At 74.8% G+C, this 19,979-nt stretch carries 12 protein-coding genes; 11 read left to right on the forward strand and 1 reads right to left on the reverse strand.

The features are described 5' to 3' along the window. Positions 1-188 precede the first annotated feature (188 nt). From AB0O36_RS00355 to AB0O36_RS00365, 3 genes are read left to right on the forward strand one after another with little or no spacing between them, the layout of a single operon-like run. Positions 189-770, forward strand: coding sequence for a TetR/AcrR family transcriptional regulator (locus tag AB0O36_RS00355; RefSeq protein ID WP_365101824.1), 582 nt, complete (start codon positions 189-191; stop codon positions 768-770). Between the two features lie 58 nt (positions 771-828). Continuing rightward, a complete protein-coding gene (locus tag AB0O36_RS00360; protein WP_365101827.1) occupies positions 829-1,539 on the forward strand; it encodes a ribonuclease HII in 711 nt (236 codons plus the stop codon). 59 nt (positions 1,540-1,598) lie between these two features. Further along, entirely contained in the window at positions 1,599-2,243 is a 645-nt protein-coding gene (locus tag AB0O36_RS00365) for a hypothetical protein (RefSeq protein WP_365101830.1), read from the forward strand. A gap of 277 nt (positions 2,244-2,520) precedes the next feature. On the opposite strand, the gene AB0O36_RS00370 is transcribed toward AB0O36_RS00365, so the two are convergent. Beyond that, positions 2,521-3,150, reverse strand: coding sequence for a hypothetical protein (locus tag AB0O36_RS00370; RefSeq protein WP_365101832.1), 630 nt, complete (start codon positions 3,148-3,150; stop codon positions 2,521-2,523). 408 nt (positions 3,151-3,558) lie between these two features. On the opposite strand from AB0O36_RS00370, the gene AB0O36_RS00375 reads away from it, so the two are divergent. The 8 genes from AB0O36_RS00375 (at position 3,559) to AB0O36_RS00410 (ending at position 19,702) form a co-directional block, all read left to right on the forward strand. Beyond that, the gene (locus tag AB0O36_RS00375; protein WP_365101835.1) at positions 3,559-5,718 is read left to right on the forward strand and encodes a RecQ family ATP-dependent DNA helicase; all 2,160 of its coding nucleotides are present in this window, start codon (positions 3,559-3,561) and stop codon (positions 5,716-5,718) included. 823 nt (positions 5,719-6,541) lie between these two features. Next, a complete protein-coding gene (locus tag AB0O36_RS00380; RefSeq protein ID WP_365101838.1) occupies positions 6,542-10,756 on the forward strand; it encodes an amino acid adenylation domain-containing protein in 4,215 nt (1,404 codons plus the stop codon). Positions 10,757-10,862: 106 nt separating this feature from the next. Next, positions 10,863-11,783: an SDR family oxidoreductase gene (locus AB0O36_RS00385; protein WP_365101841.1), complete on the forward strand. Its 921-nt coding sequence runs from the start codon at positions 10,863-10,865 to the stop codon at positions 11,781-11,783. Positions 11,784-11,901: 118 nt separating this feature from the next. Continuing rightward, on the forward strand, positions 11,902-13,134 hold the full coding sequence (locus tag AB0O36_RS00390) for a DUF4192 domain-containing protein (RefSeq protein ID WP_365101844.1): 1,233 nt from the start codon (positions 11,902-11,904) through the stop codon (positions 13,132-13,134). Positions 13,135-13,376: 242 nt separating this feature from the next. Beyond that, the gene (locus tag AB0O36_RS00395) at positions 13,377-15,353 is read left to right on the forward strand and encodes a glycogen debranching N-terminal domain-containing protein (protein ID WP_365101846.1); all 1,977 of its coding nucleotides are present in this window, start codon (positions 13,377-13,379) and stop codon (positions 15,351-15,353) included. Between the two features lie 643 nt (positions 15,354-15,996). Continuing rightward, positions 15,997-16,740 carry an NUDIX domain-containing protein gene (locus tag AB0O36_RS00400; RefSeq protein ID WP_365101849.1) on the forward strand — a complete coding sequence of 248 codons (744 nt, stop codon included), beginning with the start codon at positions 15,997-15,999 and terminating at the stop codon, positions 16,738-16,740. Positions 16,741-16,861: 121 nt separating this feature from the next. Further along, positions 16,862-18,694, forward strand: a complete 1,833-nt coding sequence (locus AB0O36_RS00405) for an ATP-binding cassette domain-containing protein (RefSeq protein WP_365101851.1) — start codon at positions 16,862-16,864, stop codon at positions 18,692-18,694. A gap of 120 nt (positions 18,695-18,814) precedes the next feature. Next, complete coding sequence (locus tag AB0O36_RS00410; RefSeq protein ID WP_365101853.1) at positions 18,815-19,702, forward strand: FadR/GntR family transcriptional regulator; 888 nt, start codon at positions 18,815-18,817, stop codon at positions 19,700-19,702. Positions 19,703-19,979: the final 277 nt, after the last annotated feature.

Below are 19,979 nucleotides of genomic sequence, written 5' to 3' on the forward strand. Positions count from 1 at the left end.
TCCTTGTCACTGCTGATCCCCCAAGGTGAAATAGTGAACGCTTCCGTTCACTGGTTGCCACCGTAGGATGGCGTGACAAGGGAACGCAAGCGTTCTCTAAGGCTGAAATGGTGTGCGACGGGCGCGCGAACGACAGGCGGTGCGCGGCCGGTTGGCGGTCGCCCCCGAGCCGGGCGGAGGTGTGTGTGATGGTGATTCCGGCGCGTCGGCGGGGTGCCGAGCTGGAGGGGGCGATCATCGACGCCGTCATCGAGCAGCTCTGCGAAGTCGGCTGGAACTCGCTGACCATGGAAGGCGTGGCGGCCGGCGCGCACACCGGCAAGGCGGCCGTCTACCGGCGCTGGTCCAACAAGGCCGACCTGGTCACCGACGCACTGGAGGCGCGCCTCCCCGCACTGCTGGAGCCGACCGACACCGGCTCCGTCCGAGGGGACGTGCTGCAGCTCTGCAAGTGGATGCGTGACGTGATGCACTCCCGCTCCGGGCAGGCCCTGAGGTCAGTCCTTCACGAATGCGACTCAAGTGGCGCCGAACGCTTCCACGAGCTGATCTCCAACCGGCTGATCCGGCCGTCGGGGGCGGTGTTCCGGATGATCGTGGACCGCGGAATCATGCGTGGCGACGTACGGCCCGACGCCCGCGGACAGTATGTCGAGGACGTGATTCCGGCCATGATGATGTACCGCTCGAAGGTGTGCGGAAGCGAATGGCCGGACGCGGACATCGAGGATTTCACCGAGCAGGTGCTGCTGCCGCTGCTCCGCGCGTGACCACGGTCCGGGCCGGGGTGTCGCAGGCGGCTCCGACGGGCGTACCCTTGCTGGCGCCATGCCGTACGAAGCACCCACCCACACCGTCGAACGCTCCCTCCGCGCTACCACCGGCGCCAAGGTCATCGCCGGGGTCGACGAAGTAGGACGAGGGGCCTGGGCCGGCCCCGTCACCGTGTGCGCGGCGATCACCGGACTGCGCCGGCCGCCGGACGGACTCACCGACTCCAAGCTGCTCACCGTGAAGCGGCGCGACGAGCTGGCCGAGGCACTGGAGAGCTGGGTGACGGCGTACGCCCTCGGCGACGCCTCCCCGGAGGAGATCGACGAACTGGGGATGACGGCCGCCCTGCGGCTGGCCGCGGTCCGCGCGCTGGAGGCGCTGCCGGTCCGGCCCGACGCGGTGATCCTCGACGGCAAGCACGACTATCTCGGCACGCCCTGGCAGGTCCGTACGGTGATCAAGGGCGACCGGTCCTGCGTCGCCGTCGCCGCGGCCTCGGTGATCGCCAAGGTCCGGCGCGACCGGATGATGGCCGTACTCGGCGAAGGAGCCGAAGGCATCGAGCAGTTCGGGTTCGCCGCGAACGCCGGATACCCGTCGCCCGTGCACCGGGCGGCACTTGAACGACTGGGGCCCACCCCGTACCACCGCCTCTCCTGGGCGTACATGGACGGACTGCCCCGGTGGCGGCACCTCAAGAAGGTCCGCCGCAGTGAGGAATCGCTGGAACTGGAAACCGGAGGCCAGCTCGGCTTCGATTTCTGATCGCGCCCACGTGCCACCCACCGGTACGTTTCGTACCGGTGTTTGATAGACATCAACCCATGCCTCTCACCCCCGAGGAGCCTCAGATTCACGAGAGTGCCCAGGGTCCCCGCGTCACTCCGGCCCCGAGCCGCACCGCGCAGACCCCCCGCCCCGTACCTGGTCCGCGTCCCGCCGCCGTACCCCGGCCCGGACGCCCCGGTCCGTCCCCCGCAGCGGCGAACCGCGCGGGCGGTGCCCCCAGGCCCGCCCCGCCGGCGCAGCGGACCGCCACTCCCGGACCCGTCCCCGCAGCCCCTTCGGTCTCCGCCGCGGTGCCGCAGGTCCAGCTCATCCCGGCCTCGGCCGAGGGCGCGCTGGACGCGGCCGAGGAAGCCGTCGACCTGCTGCTCGACACCGGCCGCGCGCCGGCCGACATCCTGGTCCTGACCACCGGCGAACCCCACCCGTGGGCCGCCCACGAGCTGTCCTTCGGCGAGGCCGCGTACTGGGCCCAGCACGACGCCCGGGACGACGTGTTCTACGCGGACGCGGCGCACGTGCAGCGGGCCGCCGCACGTCCCGTGGTCGTGTTCGCGGTCAACGGCGGGCCTCAGGACGCGACCGCCGACGCCCTGCCGGCCGCGCTCGCGCGCGCCGGTGCGCTGCTGATCGTGTGCGGCGAGGGGCAGCAGATCAACTCCGTTCTGGGGACGGGCGTCTGACGCCCCGTTCCCCGGAAGGGACCCGGTGGCATCTTGGGGCGGGGCGGGCCACGGCCGGCCCCGCACGTGCCCCGGTGCCGGATCCGGAGCCGGAGCCGGGACAGCGCGGTCCCGTCCCCGGCCCCACCCCCGCCGGCGGGCGACCGTACGCCCGTCCGCGTACGTACGCCGCACCGTACGCGGGGTGCTGACGGCGCAGCAGCGACAGCGGCACGACGGCGACAGCGGTACGACGGCGGCGATGCGACGCGAACGGTGCTGCCGGCCGACCGTGTCGTCAGCGGGCGGCGGTACGGCGCAGCGGCTCGGCCGCGCCACCGCCGGTGCGCAGGGTGAGCGGGACCGGATCCGTCACGATGTCACCCAGGCCCACGGGCCTGGAGTCCGCGTCGGGGCGGCGGCCGCCGCGGCCCTCGCCGAGCACCTGCCAGCCCTCCCCGGTCAGCGTGATGTACGCACCGCAGCGCAGCCCGTGCAGGGTGCAGGCGTCCCGCAGTCCCCACATCCACGCCCCGTCCTCCGGGGTCCACCGCTCGTCCCCGTCACGGCAGTAGAGCAGCACCGCCGTCCGTACCGGGGTCCGGCGGCGCAGGTCGTGCGGGATGACCCGGCGCAGCCGGGCCAGCAGCGCGTTGCGGTAGTCCCAGCCGTCGGCCGAGACCGTCCGCTGGGTGAAAGAGGCGCTGGCGACGAGACGTTCCTCCGGGCCGAGCACGGCGATCACCGCGACGCCGGGCACCGGTGCGTGCCGCGAGTGCAGCCCGCTGACCACCTCGCGCGGATTGCTCAGCAGGGGAATTCCGGCGGCCGTCCACTCTGCGGGCTCCAGCACTCGGCCGTGCCGACCGGCGCCGTGGCCTGCCGTGGCGGACGACGAGCTCGCGGGCGGGGCGAATCCGAAGGTCACGGTCCTCCCTTCGGGTACACGCCCGGCGAACGGGCAGAGCTGGGTGAGGGCGCGCCGCAGCGCGGCCCTGTTTTGAGCGCCGTCGAGCCGAGCGGGAGCCCTCCAATTCTCGCGTGGCCCGTCAGCGCGCGGCAACGAGCAATTGCCGCCGCCGACCGGAATTGGCTGGTATGCCGTTCATATCCTTGCCCCGTTGAGCCGAAGATGACGCACGGCGTTCCCTCCGAACCGCTATTACCAGCGGAAACACCCCGTTCGAGCCGGAGCGGCGGGGCGTTCGGGCGGTCCCGGCGCGTCCGCCGGTCTGGCCGTCCTTGATCCCCGCGGCGGGCGTGCGGACCGTTCGCCCCCGGGTCGTCACGCTGGGTGAGTTGGCCGATTGTCGGTGGCATCCGGTTGCATGGGGGCATGGACGATCTGCAGCTCCGCGCCGAAGCCGATGCCATCCTCGCCGGGCTCGTCGGCGCCCCCGAGGGTGCGGCCCGGCTGCGGGAGGACCAGTGGCAGGCGGTGGCCGCCCTGGTGGTCGAGCGCCGCCGGGCCCTGGTGGTACAGCGCACCGGCTGGGGCAAGTCGGCGGTGTACTTCGTGGCCACCGCCCTGCTGCGCCGCCGCGGCGCCGGACCCACGGTGATCGTCTCCCCGCTCCTGGCGCTCATGCGCAACCAGGTCGAGGCGGCCGAACGGGCCGGCATCCGGGCCCGCACGATCAACTCGGCCAACCCGGAGGAGTGGGAGACCATCCACGGCGAGGTGGAGCGCGGCGAGACCGACGTCCTCCTGGTCAGCCCCGAACGTCTCAACTCCGTGGACTTCCGGGACCAGCTGCTGCCCAAGCTCGCGGCCACGACCGGCCTGCTGGTGGTCGACGAGGCGCACTGCATCTCCGACTGGGGGCACGACTTCCGCCCCGACTACCGGCGGCTGCGGGCGATGCTGGCCGAGCTCGCCCCCGGCGTGCCCGTGCTGGCCACCACCGCCACGGCCAACGCGCGCGTCACCGCGGACGTGGCCGAGCAGCTGGGCACCGGCGCCGGCGAGGCCCTCGTCCTGCGCGGCCCGCTGGAACGGGAGAGCCTGCGGCTGGGAGTCGTACGGCTGCCGGACGCGGCGCACCGCCTGGGCTGGCTCGCCGAGCACCTGGACGAGCTGCCGGGCTCGGGCATCATCTACGCGCTGACCGTGGCCGCGGCCGAGGAGACCACCGCGTACCTGCGGCAGCGCGGCTTCCCCGTGGCCTCGTACACGGGGCGAACGGAGAACGCCGACCGCCTCCAGGCCGAGGCCGACCTGCTGGCCAACCGGGTCAAGGCGCTGGTCGCCACCTCGGCCCTGGGCATGGGCTTCGACAAGCCGGACCTGGGCTTCGTGCTCCACCTCGGCTCCCCGTCCTCACCGATCGCCTACTACCAGCAGGTCGGCCGGGCCGGCCGCGGCGTGGACCACGCAGACGTGCTGCTGCTGCCCGGCAAGGAGGACGAGGCGATCTGGCGCTACTTCGCCGACACCGCCTTCCCGCCCGAGGCGCAGGTCCGCCAGACCCTCGCCGCCCTCGCCGAGGCGGGCCGGCCCCTGTCCGTGCCGGTCCTGGAGGCGGCGGTGGACCTGCGGCGCAGCCGCCTGGAGACCATGCTCAAGGTCCTCGACGTGGACGGTGCCGTACGGCGCGTCAAGGGCGGCTGGGAGAGCACCGGCCGCCCCTGGGCCTACGACGCCGAACGCTATGCCTGGGTGGCGCGGCAGCGGGCCGACGAGCAGCAGGCCATGCGCGACTACGTGGGCACGGACGGGTGCCGGATGGAGTTCCTGCGCCGCCGGCTGGACGACGAGGGAGCGGCCCCGTGCGGCCGCTGCGACAACTGCGCCGGCGCCTGGGCGCACTCCGGCGTCTCGGCCGAGACGCTGACCGCGGCCGTGAAGGAACTGGACCGCCCCGGCGTGGAGGTCGAGCCGCGCCGCATGTGGCCGACCGGCATGCCCGCCCTGGGCATCAACCTCAAGGGGCGCATCCCCGCCGGCGAGCAGGGCGCCACAGGGCGCGCCCTGGGTCGGCTCTCGGACATCGGCTGGGGCAACCGGCTGCGCCCGCTGCTGGCCGGGAACGCGCCCGACGGCCCGGTCCCCGACGACGTCCTCAAGGCCGCCGTGGCGGTCCTCGCCGACTGGGCGCGCTCCGCGGGCGGCTGGGCGCCGGACGCCGCCGACGCCTCCGCCCGGCCGGTCGGCGTCGTCGCCGTTCCGTCCCTGACCCGCCCACAGCTGGTCGGCTCCCTCGCCCAGGGCATCGCGGCCGTCGGCCGCCTCCCCTTCCTGGGCACCCTGGCGTACACCGGGCCGGACGGCGCGCACCGGGCCCGGCGCAGCAACTCCGCCCAGCGCCTGGCGACGCTGTCCGGCGCCTTCGCCGTTCCCGAGGACCTGGCCGCCGCACTGGCCGCCGCCCCCGGCCCGGTCCTGCTCGTGGACGACCTCACGGACTCGGGCTGGACCCTGGCGGTGGCGGCCCGTCTGCTCCGCCGGGCGGGCAGCGAACGGGTCCTGCCCCTGGTGCTCGCCGCCGCGGCCTGAGCATCTGCGGTCAAATTTCCCTTTCGCCCGGCATGAAGCGTGCATTCCTCACGGCCTTGTCGTGCTGATTTCACCAAGTTCCTTTGCAGTCGGATCCGATTGCTGACATTCGTGTCACCCGGTTGTTATCGTCGGTCCGTGCCTCTGCCCGACCACTTTCCGGTGCCCGGAAGATGTCGACGGGTATGGGAATGCGATCGGGTGTGGAATCGATTGCGGTGTCGTCTGGGGGGCGATTTCGGCCATGGGTGTGGTGCGTGCGGGGTGTGTCGAATACGGCGTCGCTGAATTCGCCGGGCATTTCCGCATGAGCCCATCCACCGCCGCCCCCGGCACGGACGCCCGGCCGGCGGCGCTGCCGCTCCGCGCGGCGATCTGACCCCGCCGTCGGCGCCGGTCCTCTCCCGCACGGCGCCGGCGGCGGTCACCCGCGCCGGTGGGCGCCGTACGGATTTCGCACGGTCCGCCCGTGTGTGTGCAACTCCCACGGAGGAAGGCCTGATGCGCTTTCCCTCACCCGAGAGGTGTGTGTGACTCCGATGCCGTCGGACAGTCAGGAGCTCAATCCGGCCGGGCCGGTCGTGGTGAAGATTCTCCGTCACTGCGGCGACCGTCTCCTCGGCGGCGAACACCAACCGTTGATCCCGCCGTGTTGTCGCCCGGACATCCCCACCCGGAAGTCGGCCGAAAAGGTTGCAGCCGAACACGCGGGGTTCAAGGGGCTGAATGGCGGGACGGGTGGCCGGAACGGCCGGGGGACCGCTCGGGGGACTGCGCTGGGTACCGGGAACACGGCCGCGCACACGGCCGGGGACGGGATCCGGTGAGCGCGCACGAGCTGATCGCCGAGCTGTCCGCGGCGGGCGTACGCCTGTGGGAGGACGGGGGACGGCTGCGCTACCGGGCGCCCAGAGGGGTGCTGACCCCCGAACGCATCGCGGAACTGCGCGGCGCCAAGGGGGACCTGCTCGCGGCGCTGCGCGGCGCCGGGCTCCCCGTCGCCGTGGCCGCCCCCGCGGACCGCCACGAGCCCTTCCCGCTGACCGACGTACAGACGGCGTACCTGGTCGGCCGCCGGCACGGGTACGCGTACGGCGGCGTCGCCTGCCACACCTACCTGGAGGTCGAGTACCCCGAACTGGACCCCGAGCGGACCGAGCGGGCGTGGAACCGCCTGATCGAGCATCACGACATGCTCCGCGTGGTGGTCCACGAGGAGGGCCACCAGCAGGTGCTGCCCTCGGTACCGCCGTACCGGATCGAGACCGCCGACCTCCGCGGGGCGGGCGCCGGCGCCGTGCGCGCCCGGCTGGAGGAGGTCCGGGAGGAACTCGGCCGGAAGGCGTACCCGGCCGGCGAGTGGCCGCTGTTCGGGCTGCGCATCACCCGGACCGACGACCGGGCCGTCCTGCACCTGTCCGTGGACTCCCTGATGGCGGACTGGACCGGCATCAGGCACCTGCTCGGCCAGCTGGAGCAGCTGCAGGCGGACCCGGACCACCGGCTGCCGCCGTGCGGCATCACCTACCGGGACTACGTGCTCGCCGAACGCCGGCTGCCGCAGTCCCCGCGCTACCGGCGCGACCGGGACCACTGGCTGGCGCGCATCGACGACCTCCCGCCCGCACCCGAGCTGCCGAAGGCCGACGGCTCCGGCGCGGAGCCCTCCTTCCACCATCTGACCGGCACTCTGGCGGAGGCGGACTGGTCCGCGTTCAAGGACCACGCGGCCGCCGCGGGGACGACCGCCTCCGGCGCCGTGCTGGCCGCGTTCGCGGAGGTCATCGGGCGGTGGTCCAGGCGCCCGGAGTTCACGCTGAACCTGACCCTGCACAACCGGCTGCCGCTGCACCCCCAGGTGGACGAGCTGATCGGCGACTTCACCTCAGTGGTGCTGCTGGCGGTCCGGCCCGGGGCGGGCGAAACCTTCGCGGAGCGCGCACGCCGGCTGGGCGGGCAGCTCTTCGAGGCCATGGACCACCGGCTCTTCTCCGGGATCGAGGTCATCCGCGAACTCGTGCGCCGGCGCAGCCGGGACGAGGCGGTCATGCCCGTCGTGTTCACCAGCACGATCGGCGGGAGCGGACCCGGTGACGCGCAGCCGGCCGGTGAGATCGGCTTCGCCCTCTCCCGGACACCACAGGTGTGGATCGACTGCCAGGTGACGGACCGCCACGGCGCGCTGCTGCTGAACTGGAACGTGCGGGACGGGGTGTTCCCGCCCGGCATGACCCGGGACATGTTCGCGGCCTTCGAGGCCCTGCTGCGGCGGCTGGCGTGCGGGACGGGGCCCTGGGACGACACCGAGGTCCTCGCACTGCCCGCGGCGCAGGCCGAGCGGCGCGCCGGGGTGAACGCGACGGCGGGCGCCCGTCCCGAGGTCCTGCTGCACGAGCCGGTGTTCGACACCGCCCGCCGCCACCCGGACCGGACGGCCGTCATCGACGCGGACGGCGCACACACCTACCGCGCCCTGGCCGGCCGCGCGAGCGCGATCGAGACCGCACTGCGCGCCGCCGGGACCGCACCCGGCGACATCGTGGCCGTCGCCCTGGACAAGGGACTCGACCAGATCGCGGCGGTGCTGGGCACGTTCGCCGCCGGCGCCGTGTACCTGCCCCTCGACCCGGGACAGCCGGTCCTCCGGCGCAACCTCATCCTCGGGGACTCCGGGGCGGCCTTCATGGTCTCCGTACGCCCCGACGACACGGTGCCCCCGCACGTGCGGGTCGTCGCCCTCGACGAGGTCGCCGCGGACGGCGGGCTCCCGGAGGCCACCGTGCGCCGGGTCGGACCGGACGACCTCGCCTACGTCATCTGCACCTCGGGCTCGACCGGCACGCCCAAGGGCGTGATGATCAGCCACCGGGCCGCCGCGAACACCATCGCGGACATCAACGACCGCTTCGGCATCGGACCGGCCGACCGGCTGCTCGGACTGGCGAACCCGGGGTCCGACCTCTCGGTGTACGACGTGTTCGGCCCGCTCGCCCTGGGCGCCGCGCTGGTGCTGCCCGATCCGGCCCGGGCCGGCGACGCCGGGCACTGGGCCGAACTGGTCGAACGGCACGGGGTAACCGTCTGGAACTCGGTCCCGGTGCACCTGCAGATGCTCGGACACCACCTGGCCGCGCACGCCGGTGGCAGTGGCAGTGGCAGCGGCAGCGGCGGTGACAGCGACGGTGCCGGTGGCGATGCCGGTGTGGGGCACGGCACCGGACCGCTTCGCCTCGCGCTGCTGTCCGGCGACTGGATCCCGGTGACCCTCCCCGACCGGATCCGCGCCCACGTCCCCGGCCTCCGCCTGGTCTCGCTCGGCGGCGCGACCGAGGCGTCGATCTGGTCGATCCACTACCCGATCGGCGAGGTCGACCCGGCCGCGCCGAGCATCCCGTACGGCTTCCCGCTGCGGAACCAGACCTTCCATGTCCTCGACGGCGCACTGCGCGACTGCCCGGACTGGGTGGCGGGCGAGCTCTGCATCGGTGGCGACGGGCTGGCACTGGGATACCTGGGCGACGCCGAACGCACCCGCGAACGCTTCCTGACCCATCCGGTGACCGGCCGGCGGCTCTACCGGACCGGCGACCTGGGCCGGTACCTGCCGACCGGCGCGATCGAGTTCCTCGGCCGTGAGGACCACCAGGTCAAGATACGCGGGCACCGGGTGGAGCCGGCCGAGGTGGAGGCGGCCCTGACGAGCCACCCGGCGGTGCGCGGCGCGGTGGTGCTCGCGGACGGGGACGACGCCCTCCGGCGCAGACTCGTCGCCTTCGTCGCCTTCGAACCCACCGGGACGAGCCTGGACGACCTGCGGCTGGAGGAGTACCTCAGGGAGCGGCTGCCCGACCACATGTGCCCGGCGGTGATCCACCCGCTGCCCGAGCTTCCGGTCACCGTGAACGGGAAGATCGACCGGCGCGCCCTCACCGAGAAGCTGAGCGAGATCACCGACCGCGCGGCGGTGCCCGGCAGCGCCGCGCCCCGCGAGGGGCTGGAGACCACCCTGGCCGGAATGTGGGCCGACGTCCTGCAGGTCGAGTGGGTCGGCCGCAACGACGACTTCTTCGAGCTCGGCGGCAACTCGCTGCTGTCCGCTCAGCTCGTGGCCCGGCTGCGGGCCCATGTGCCGCAGGCGGCCGACCTGTTCTTCGACACCCTGGTGGGGCAGTTGCTGCCGGAGCCCACCGTGGCCGCGATGGCCCGGTACCTCGAATCCCACGGGTCCGCCGACCCGCGGGAGGCCGACAGCAGGAGGACGGCCTCCCCGCTGGTCCGGCTGGGCACCGGCGGGATCGGACCGACCGTGCTGCTCGTCCACGACGGCACCGGCGAACTCGACCGGTACCAGCAGCTCGCCGATCTCCTCGATCCCGAACGCCGGGTCTTCGGACTGTCCGCCGGCCACGCGGACGGCTATCTGCGGGCCGACGACGACCTGCTGCTGCGGCGACGGGCCGGCGGATACGCGCGCCTGGTGCGCGCCGAACACCCGGGCGGAGTCTGCGTGGTCGGCGCCGGAGCCGCGGCGCTGCTCGCGCTCGAAGTGGCGCGCATGCTGGACGGCCTGGGCGCCGAGGTCGGCGAGGTGCTGCTGGTCGACGGCTACCGGGTCGACGTACCGGTGACCGACGAGCTGCTGCTGGAGAGCCTGTTCGCCAGGGAACTCGGGCTGCGGCCGGCGGAGTTCGACTATCCGGCCGGGGCGCCGGTGCCCGGGGACCACGCGCTGCGGCTGAGGCCGAGGGCGGCACGGCTGGAGGCACTGGGGCGGGCGGCCCGGCTGCGGGCGCCGACTCCGGTCGCCACCCGGCTGGAGGTCTTCCGCAAGACCGTGCGGGTCCTGGGCGGGTACCGCCCGGAGCCGTACCCGGGCCCGGTCCGGCTGATCGACAGCGGGGCCGCGCGGCACCCGCTCTGCACGGCCCTGGCCGCGGAGCCCGGCTCGGTCGGCCGCACCGGGCGCGATGTGGTGCCGCCGCAGCACCTGCCGGTGATGGCGGCCCTGGCCGCGCTCCTGGAAGAGCCGATCCGGTGACGGGGCGGTCGGGCCGACCGATGACGGGCCGGACGAACGGGCCGGTGACGGGCCGGACGAAACGGAGTGCATGTTCCGCTGGACTTCCGCTGGACGAAGGAGCGCTGTGACCGGTTCGGATCCCACGCAGGACGGAACGGGACTGTTCTCGGTCCGGGGCAGGACGGCCCTGGTGACCGGCGGGGCGCGGGGCATCGGCGCGCTGATCGCACAGGCCCTGGTCGAGGCCGGCGCCACGGTGTACCTGACCTCACGTGACGCGGCGGCGGCCGAGAAGACGGCCGCCCGTCTCTCGCTGCTGGGGGAGTGCTTCCCGCTGACCGCCGACCTCGCGACGGAGGGCGGCTGCCGCGGGCTGGCCGAGGAGTTCACCGGACGGGCCGGCCGGCTGCACCTGCTGGTCCACGGCGCGCGCACCCTGCCTCCGGCGCCGCCGGCCGGGTCCGGCGACGCGGGCTGGGACAGGGCGCTGGGGGTGAACCTGAAGGCCGTCTTCCACCTCACCCGGTTCCTGCGGCCGGCCCTGGAGGCGGCGGCGGGGCTGGGGGATCCGGCCCGTGTGGTCACCATCGGGCACACCACCGAGCACACCACCGAGGACACCATCGCGGACCTGGACGGGTCGTACGGCGTTGCGTCCGACCCGGCGTCCGACCCGGCGTCCGACCTGCCGTCGGGCGTCTCGTCCGGTGCCCCGCCCGGTGCCCCGCCCGGCGTCCCGTCCGACGAGACGTCGTACGCCCATGCGGCGAGCACGGCCGCGGTGCACCATCTGACCCGGCAGCTGGCCGTCCGGCTGGGTCCGCGGATCGCCGTCAACGCGGTCGCGCTCGGGCCGTTCGCGTCGTACCCGCCGTTCGCGCCGGAGCTGCCCCTGGCGTCGGACACCGTCGGGCGCAGCCCGCTGCGGCGGGCCGGCGGACTCGACGACCTCGCGGGCGTCATCCGGTTCCTCGGGTCCCGCGCGTCGGCGTACCTGACCGGCGCGGTGATCCCGTTGGACGGTGGCCTGGCGGCGACCCGGTAGGGCGTACGCGCCCCGCCGGACAAGGGATCCGGCGGGAAACCCGGAGGGAGATCCGGGGTGGCCGCGGGGGTTATCCACAGGGGTTTCGGTGTCCGGGAGGGTGCGGGACCGTCGGGGCATGACGAAGAACCACGAACCCAGCGCGTCCACCGGTTCCTACGACGGCCCCCGGATCACCCTGCGCAGCCCGGCCGAACTGGCCGACGCGCTCCCGTACATGATCGGCTTTCATCCGACCGACTCCCTGGTCATGGTCGCCGTGCACGGCGAGGGCGGGCGGTTCGGCGGCCGGCTGAGGGTCGGGCTGCCCGCCGGACCGGCGGAGTGGGACGACACCGCCCGGCAGGTCGCCGACTGCCTGGTGCACGGCAGCGAACGGCGCGGGGGCAGGCCCGACGGCATCGTCCTGTTCCTCTGCCAGGACCCGCCCGACGGCGAGAGCCCGCAGCGGGTGATGACCCGGCTCCGGCCGTTCGCCCAGCGGATCCGGCTGGCCTGCGGGGCGCTGGATGTGCCGGTGCTGGAGGCCCTGTGCATCTCCGGCGGCCGGTACTGGTCGTACTGCTGCCCCGATCCGCGCTGCTGCCCGGCCGAGGGGAACCCGCTGGCCGTGCCCGGCACTTCGGTGATGGCGGCCGCCGCCACCTATGCCGGGCTGCGCGTCCGGGGCTCCCTGAAGGAGATCGAGGGCCGGCTGGCCCCGCTGCGGGGCCAGGTCGCCGAGGAGCAGCTGCCGGCGCTGGACCGGGCCGCGGCCGCCCTGATGCCGAAGATCCTCGACGCGGCCACCCGCAAGGAGACCGGCGAGGAGACCCTCGCGCTGGCCCGGACCCTGATGCGGCGGCTCACCCTGGCCCCGCCCGCGGAGCCGGGCCCGGCCGGCGACGACTGGGACGATGCGCTGCTCGGCCACGACGAGGCCGCCGCGCTCATCCTGGGGCTGCAGGACCGGGAGATCCGCGACATCGCCGCCGAGTGGATGGAGGACGAGGAGGCGGCCCCCGCCCTCCGGCTCTGGCGGGCACTGGCCCGCCGCTGCGTCGGTCCCTTCGCGGAGCACGCGGCGGCACCGCTCACCCTGGCCGGCTGGGTGTCCTGGTCCACCGGGGACGAACCCACCGCCAGGGTCGTCCTCGCGCTGGCGCTCCAGGCCGACGGCGAGTACCGCTTCGCCCAACTGCTGCACCGGGCCTGCAACGAGGGCATCGATCCCGAGGGGCTGCGGCAGTGCCTGCGCGAGGAGCGACGCCGCCGGGAACCACGGCGCAAGCGCGTCGCCGCCCGTCCCCCCGGTCGCCGTACCCGGGGCACCCGGCGAGGCGTCCGCCGTACGGCCGGGAGCGGACAGTGAGCGCCCGCGTCGCAGCCGAGCGGCCATACGGGCGGGCGTCCCGGGCGTCCCGGGTGGGCCGGGCCTGCCGGGTGGGCCGGGCCCGTCGGGCTTCCCGGGTGGGAAGGAGCGTGACCCTGGCGGGGGTGGGGGCGTTGCGCCATGCGGTGGCGGCGGTCCGGGCGTGCGGCCGCCCCCGAGGACCCGACCCGGGCGCGGCGCCGGCACAGGGCGCGGCCCCGGCAGAGAAGGGAGGCCGACGCATGGCGCACCCCGTTCCCCCCGCCCGCCGGCCCGAGCTGCCCCCGGTGCACGGCGCGGTGATCTGCGTCGCCGCACCCTGTCTGGTGATCTCCCCGGAGCACGGCCAGCTGACCGGGCGCGGCCTGGAGGGCATCTACCGCTCCGGGCGCCGGCTGCTCTCCCGCTGCCTGCTCCGGGTCGCCGGCCGCGATCCGGTCGCCGTCCAGGGCCGCAGCCTCGGCGCGGACCGGGCCGGCTTCACCGCCACCGTGCGTACCGGGGCCGAGGCCGGACCGGACCCGGACATCGGAGTCGAACGGGTACGCCACGCGGACGGCACCGAGCGGATCACCCTGCGCAACTTCACCGCCCGCCGGCACCGGCTGCCCGTCGAGATCGCCCTCGGCACGGACCTGGCCGACCTGGCCGCCGTGGCCGCGGGCCGCGCCGGGCCCGAACTTCCCGCCGGAGTGCACACCTCCGGGCTGCGCTGGAGCACGGACGGCGGCGCCGAGGCCGTCACCACCGCCGATCCGCCCCCGGACGACGCCCTGGCCTCCGCCGGACTGCTCCGGTGGGAGCTGGACCTGGCACCGGGGGAGGCCCGCACCATCGAGCTGCGCACCGCTCAGGACCGGGCCGGCCGGGCGCCCGCCGGACCGGCCGCGGGGACCCTCTCCGAGGCGCGCGCGGAGGGAGACGACCCGCGCGCCGAGGAATGGTTCCGGACCAGCGTCGCGGATCTGCGGGCGCTGCTCCTGAGAGACCCCTCGGGGCCCTTGGACGCCTTTCTCGCGGGCGGCGCGCCCTGGCGCCTGGGGATGGCCCCGGCGGAGTCCCTGTGGGCCGCCAGAATGGCGCTGCCGCTCGGCACCGGGCTCGCCGCCGCGACCCTGCGCGTGCTGGCCCGCACCCAGATCACGGGGCGCGGTCCGGATGCCGGGATGATCCCCGGACCGCTGCGCGGGGCGGGCCCCCAGCTCCCCCCGGGCTGCACCGGCACCGAGGCCACCCTGGCCTTCCCGGTCGTGCTCGCCGAGGCCCGCCGCTGGGGCCTGCCCGAAGCCGAGGCTGCCGGGCTGCTGCCCGCCGCCGAGCGGTGCCTGGACTGGCTCCGCGCCCGGCTGGGGGAGGACGGCTTCCTGGCCGACCCGGCCGCCGGTCCGCGCCGCTGCGAGACCCAGGCCCACGTACACCGGGCCGCACTGCTCGGCGCCGACCTGCTCGACTCCTGCGGCCGGCCCGGCGCCGGGGAGTGGCGGGACCGGGCGGCGGCCCTGCGGGAGCGGTTCCGCGCGGAGTTCTGGATCGAGGCCGACGGCCCCTCCGGCGGCCGCCCCGCGGCCGCCCTGCACCCCGACGGCCGGCCCCTGCCCCGGCTCACCGCGGCCGCGGCGCACCTGCTCGACACCGGGCTGCTGGGCGGGGGCACATTCGCCCCCGGCCTGCTCGACCCGGTCCGCACCGAGCACCTGGCCAGACTCCTGGGGGCCCCGCCGATGGACTCGGGGTGGGGGCTGCGGAGCATGGCGGCCCGGGAGCCCGGGCACAACCCGTTCGGGCACCGCTCCGGGGCCGTCCGCCCGCAGGACACCGCCGTGGCCGTCGCAGGTCTGGCCGCCGCCGGCTTCGGGAAGGAGGCCGCGGGCCTGCTGCGCGGCCTGCTGGACGCCGCCGAGCACTTCGGGTACCGGCTGCCCGAGATGTACGCCGCCGAGCAGCGCACCGCCGGCAGCGCCCCGCTGCCGCATCCCGCCGCCTGCCGGCCCGCCTCGGTGGCCGCGGCCGCGGGGATCCACGTGCTGGCCGCCGTGATCGGGGTCCGCCCGGACGCCCCGGCCGGCACGGTCACCCTCGCCCCGCTCGCCGGGGCCCCGCTCGGCGCACTCCGGCTGTCCGGGCTGCGGGTGGCGGGCGAACCGTTCGCCGTCCGGGTCAGCAGAATGGGCCTGGGCATGGTGGAGGAGGCGGCCGATGCCCTGCAACTGGCCACGTAGCCGAGGCCAGGTGGGCCCGGCCCGACACCGGCGCCCGCCGCCTTCCGCCACCGCCCCCCGCTCACCACGGGAAGAGCCCCACAGGACACCGACGCCCACCCGGGCCCCGTAACGGCCCACCCGGGCCCCGTGACGGCCCACCCGGGCCCCGTGACGGCCCACCCGGGTCCTGTGACGGCCCACCCGGGTCCCGTAACGGCCCACCCGGGTCCCGTGACGGCCTGCCCGGTTCCTGTCCTGTGACGGCCCACCCGGGTCCCGTGACGGCCTGCCCGGTTCCTGTCCTGTGACGGCCCACCCGGGTCCCGTGACGGCCTGCCCGGTTCCTGTGACGGCCCACCCGGGTCCCGTGACGGCCTGCCCGGGCCCTGAGACGGCCCACCCGGGCCCTGTGACGGCCGACCCGGGCCACGCGACAGCCGACTCCGGCCTGCCGCAGCCGACCCGGGCCCCGTGACGGCCTGCCCGGGCCCCCGCCACAGCCCACCCGGTCCGGCGATCGACGGCACGGACGACGCCGGTCGTCCGGGGTGATCCACCGGACCGTGCCTCATCCGGGCCCGCGAAACCCGTCCCGGAGGGGGATCGCTTTCGGGATCACCAAAGCGCTGATTATCGTCAGGAAGACGACTATGATCGCGGCATGTCGCCCTACGACCCGTCGGCCTTCCCGCCCTTCGCCGTTACCGTCGACCTGGTCGTGCTCACCGTGCGGCGCCACGCGCTGTGCGCGCTCGTGGTCAAGCGGGGTGAGCAGCCGTTCCAGGGGCGCTGGGCGCTGCCCGGAGGATTCGTGCGCGGGGAAGAGGACCTGGCCGCGGCCGCGGCCAGGGAACTCGCCGAGGAGACCGGGCTGTGCGCCCACGATCCCGCCCAGCCCGACGCGGACAACGGCGCCCACCTCGAACAGCTCGCCACCTACGGAGCCCCCGACCGCGACCCGCGGATGCGCGTGGTCAGCGTCGCCCACCTGGTGCTCGCCCCCGACCTGCCCGCCCCCCGTGCCGGAGGCGACGCCAACAGCGCCCGGTGGGCGCCCGTCGACGAGCTCCTCGTTCCCGAGGGGGAGGCGTCCCGCCTCGCCTTCGACCACGACCGCATCCTCGCGGACGGCGTCGAGCGGGCCCGCTCGAAGATCGAGTACTCCTCGCTCGCCACCGCCTTCTGCCCGCCGGAGTTCACCGTCGGCGAGCTGCGCCGGGTGTACGAGGCGGTGTGGGGCGTGGCGCTCGATCCGCGCAACTTCCACCGCAAGGTGACCGGGACCCCCGGGTTCCTGGTGCCGGCCGGCGGTACGACCACCCGTCAGGGCGGCCGCCCCGCCCAGCTGTTCCGGGCCGGCGGGGCCACCCTGCTCAACCCGCCGATGCTGCGGCCGGAAGTCTGACGGTCCGACACCAAGCCCGGCCGATCCGGGCCGGTTGCGCCGAAAATCGGACATATCGCGTTATCTTGATGGCGGTACTCACACGGCCGCCGAGCGGTCCCACCCCCCGCGAGAGACAGCGATGCTCCAGGCGATCGGACTCACCAGTGCACCCCGCCGGGACCACCCGCCCGCCGTGGACGGCCTCACCTTCGAGGCCTGCCCGGGGCAGGTGACCGCGCTCCTCGGCGCGCCCGGCTCGGGCCGGACCACAACCCTCCGACTGATGCTCGAACTCGAACCCGGGCGCGGCGTCACCTACTTCCGCGGCAGACCGCTCCACCGGATCCCGCATCCGGCGCGCGAGGTCGGCGTGCTCCTCGGCGACGTCCCCGGGAATCCCGCCCGCACCGTGCGCAGCCAGCTGCGGATGCTCTGTGCGGCGGTCGGCGTCCCCGCCTCCCGGGCGGACGCCATGCTCGAAGTCGTCGGGATCGCCGGCCTGCGCGACCACCGGCTCGGATCCCTTTCCCTGGGCATGGACCGGCGGCTGGGCCTGGCCGCGGCCCTGCTCGCCGACCCGTGCACCCTGCTGCTGGACGAGCCCTCCGCCGGGCTGTCGCCCCGTGAGCAGAACTGGCTGCACGGACTCCTGCGTGGCCACGCGGCCCTCGGCGGTGCCGTGCTGTTCACCACCGACGACCCCAAGGAGGCCGCCCGCGCCGCCGACCGGGTGGTCGCCATCGAGGCCGGGAGGCTGGTCGCCGACCAGGACGCCGCGGGGTTCGCCCGGACCCGGATGCGCCCCAGGGTTGCCGTGCGCAGTCCGCACGCCGCCCGGCTGGCCGACGTACTGGGACGCGAGGCCCGCGAGGGGCAGCGCACGGTGGAGATCGTCGAGGAGAGCGGCAACCGGCTCTCCGTCTACGGCAGCACCTGTGCCGAGATCGGCGAGACGGCCTTCCGGCACGGGGTGCTGGTGCACCAGCTCGCCGACGAGTCGGGAGACGTCGGCATCCCGGCCCAGACCCACCAGACCCACCAGACCCGACAGCCCGACCACGCCGCCCATGCTGACCACGCCGCCCGTGCCGCCCGGGCCGACCGGGCCGGTGACGCCGGCACCGGCGCGGCTCCGGCCGCGACGGCCGGCGGCGTCCGGGCGGCGGCCTCCGGTCGGCCGGCTTCGGCCGTGCGCCGGATCGGCGGACCGCTCCGCCCGCTCCGCTACGAGCTGCGCCGCGTCTTCGGCACCGCCACCCCCGTGCTCACCGCCGCCTCCGTGCTCGTGGCCTCCGTGCTCACCGCCCTGCTCCTGGCCCGCGCCGGGCACACCCCGCAGAACCGGCTGCTCGCCGCCTGGCCGGAGAAGCTCCCGCTGCCCCCGGCCGCGCTCGGAGCCGGACTCCTCGGCGCACTGGCGTTCGGCGAGGAGTACAAATACCCGGCGCTGGCCGCCGACCGGGGCACCGCCCCGCGCCGGATGGGCCTGCTCCTCGCCAAGCTCGGTGTCGCCGCGGTCCTCGCGCTGGTGCTGGGCGGGCTCGCCGTGGCCGCCGACGCGGCCGCGCTCAGGCTGGTGTTCGACCACGGCCTGCTGCGGTCCCCCGCGGAATGGCTCGCGCCCGCCGCGAGCTGGGCCGGGCTGCTGGTCGGCTGCGCCTGGGCCGGGGTGCTCGCCTCCGGGGTGTTCCGCTCGGCCGCGGCCGGGCTGGGCGCCGTACTCGCCGTCCCGCTGCTCGTCGTCCCGCTCGTGAGCAAGGCGCTGGCCGGGCCGTCCGCCCACCCGGCGTCCGGGATCGCCGCCCGACTGCGCGGCCTGACCCTCGCGCAGTGGCCGCCCGAGGCCGACCGGCTGGTCCTGGGGGCGCTGCGGGTGATGACCCAACCCGTCGGAACCGCACTGGTGTTGTCCCTGGCGGTGCTGCTCTGCGCCTATGGATTCACCGGTCTGCGCGGGCGCGTCCGCTGGTGATCCGGCGATGATCGGTTCCTTACGATAAGGCGTCAATTGAGGAGGTGGCGCTGATCACCCTTTCGTGTGCTTTTCACCAAAGACCTCAAGGGGCCTTCGAGCACGGCCGACAAAGGATGCGTGAGTACCCTTGCGCACACCATGATGACCACCGCCCGCCACGCCGAGACCGGTCTCGCCGGCCCGGGCGAACTCGACCGCTACCCCTACGCGGAGGCCCCCGGCGCCGACCGCGTCGGCGCGCCCCACTGGGACGGCTCCGACGTCGAGCTGAGCCGGGTCGGCCGGCGCGCGGCCGGCAGCCGCGGCCGCGGACTGCACGGCCAACTCGTCCAGCAGCTCGGTCAGATGATCGTCTCCGGCGACCTCGGTGCGGACCGCCCGCTGGTCCCCGAGGAGATCGGCCAGCGCTTCGAGGTCTCCCGCACGGTCGTCCGCGAGTCCCTGCGGGTGCTGGAGGCCAAGGGCCTCGTCAGCGCCCGCCCCAACGTGGGCACCCGGGTCCGCCCGGTCAGCGACTGGAACCTGCTCGATCCCGACATCATCGAGTGGCGGGCCTTTGGCCCCCAGCGCGACGACCAGCGCCGCGAGCTCAACGAGCTCCGCTGGACCATCGAGCCGCTGGCCGCCCGCCTCGCCGCCGGTCACGGCCGCCAGGACATCCAGCAGCGGATGTCCGACATGGTCGAGATCATGGGCCACGCCCTCGCCCAGGGCGACGCGATCACCTTCTCCCGCGCCGACAACGAGTTCCACGCCCTGCTCATCCAGGTCGCCGGCAACCGGATGCTGGAGCACCTCGCCGGCATCGTCTCCGCCGCCCTCCAGGTCTCCGGCAGCCCGGTCACAGCCTGTGACCGCCGGAGCGAGACCTGTGTCGCACACCACGCACGGATCGTCGAAGCCCTGGCCACCGGTGACGGCGCCGGTGCCGAGAACGCCGTACGCCAGCTGCTGACGGTGCAGCCGGAGGTCGAGCGTGTGGTTCCCGCCCCGCGCGAGCACTGAGCGCCCGTGCGCGCGGGGGCTCGCGGGGGGCGGAGCGGGTGGTCGCCGGGCCCGGAGGGTCCGGCGGCTGGGCCGTCCGGCACCCCCCAAGAGCCCGGCAGGAACGTATCGGGACAGCCCGGTGTGAAGGTGATGTGATTCGGGCCACGAATATTGGGCGTAACGCTCTGCGAGGTCGTGCGATGACCTAAGAGGTGATGGCCGACGGAGGGAAGACAGCAGCCGGACCGGGTGCTGTGCAGCTCCCAGGCCGCTGCCCGCGCCGCCGGCCCATCCC

Source organism: Streptomyces sp. NPDC089799 (genome assembly GCF_040684755.1).
Taxonomy (GTDB): Bacteria; Actinomycetota; Actinomycetes; order Streptomycetales; family Streptomycetaceae; genus Streptomyces.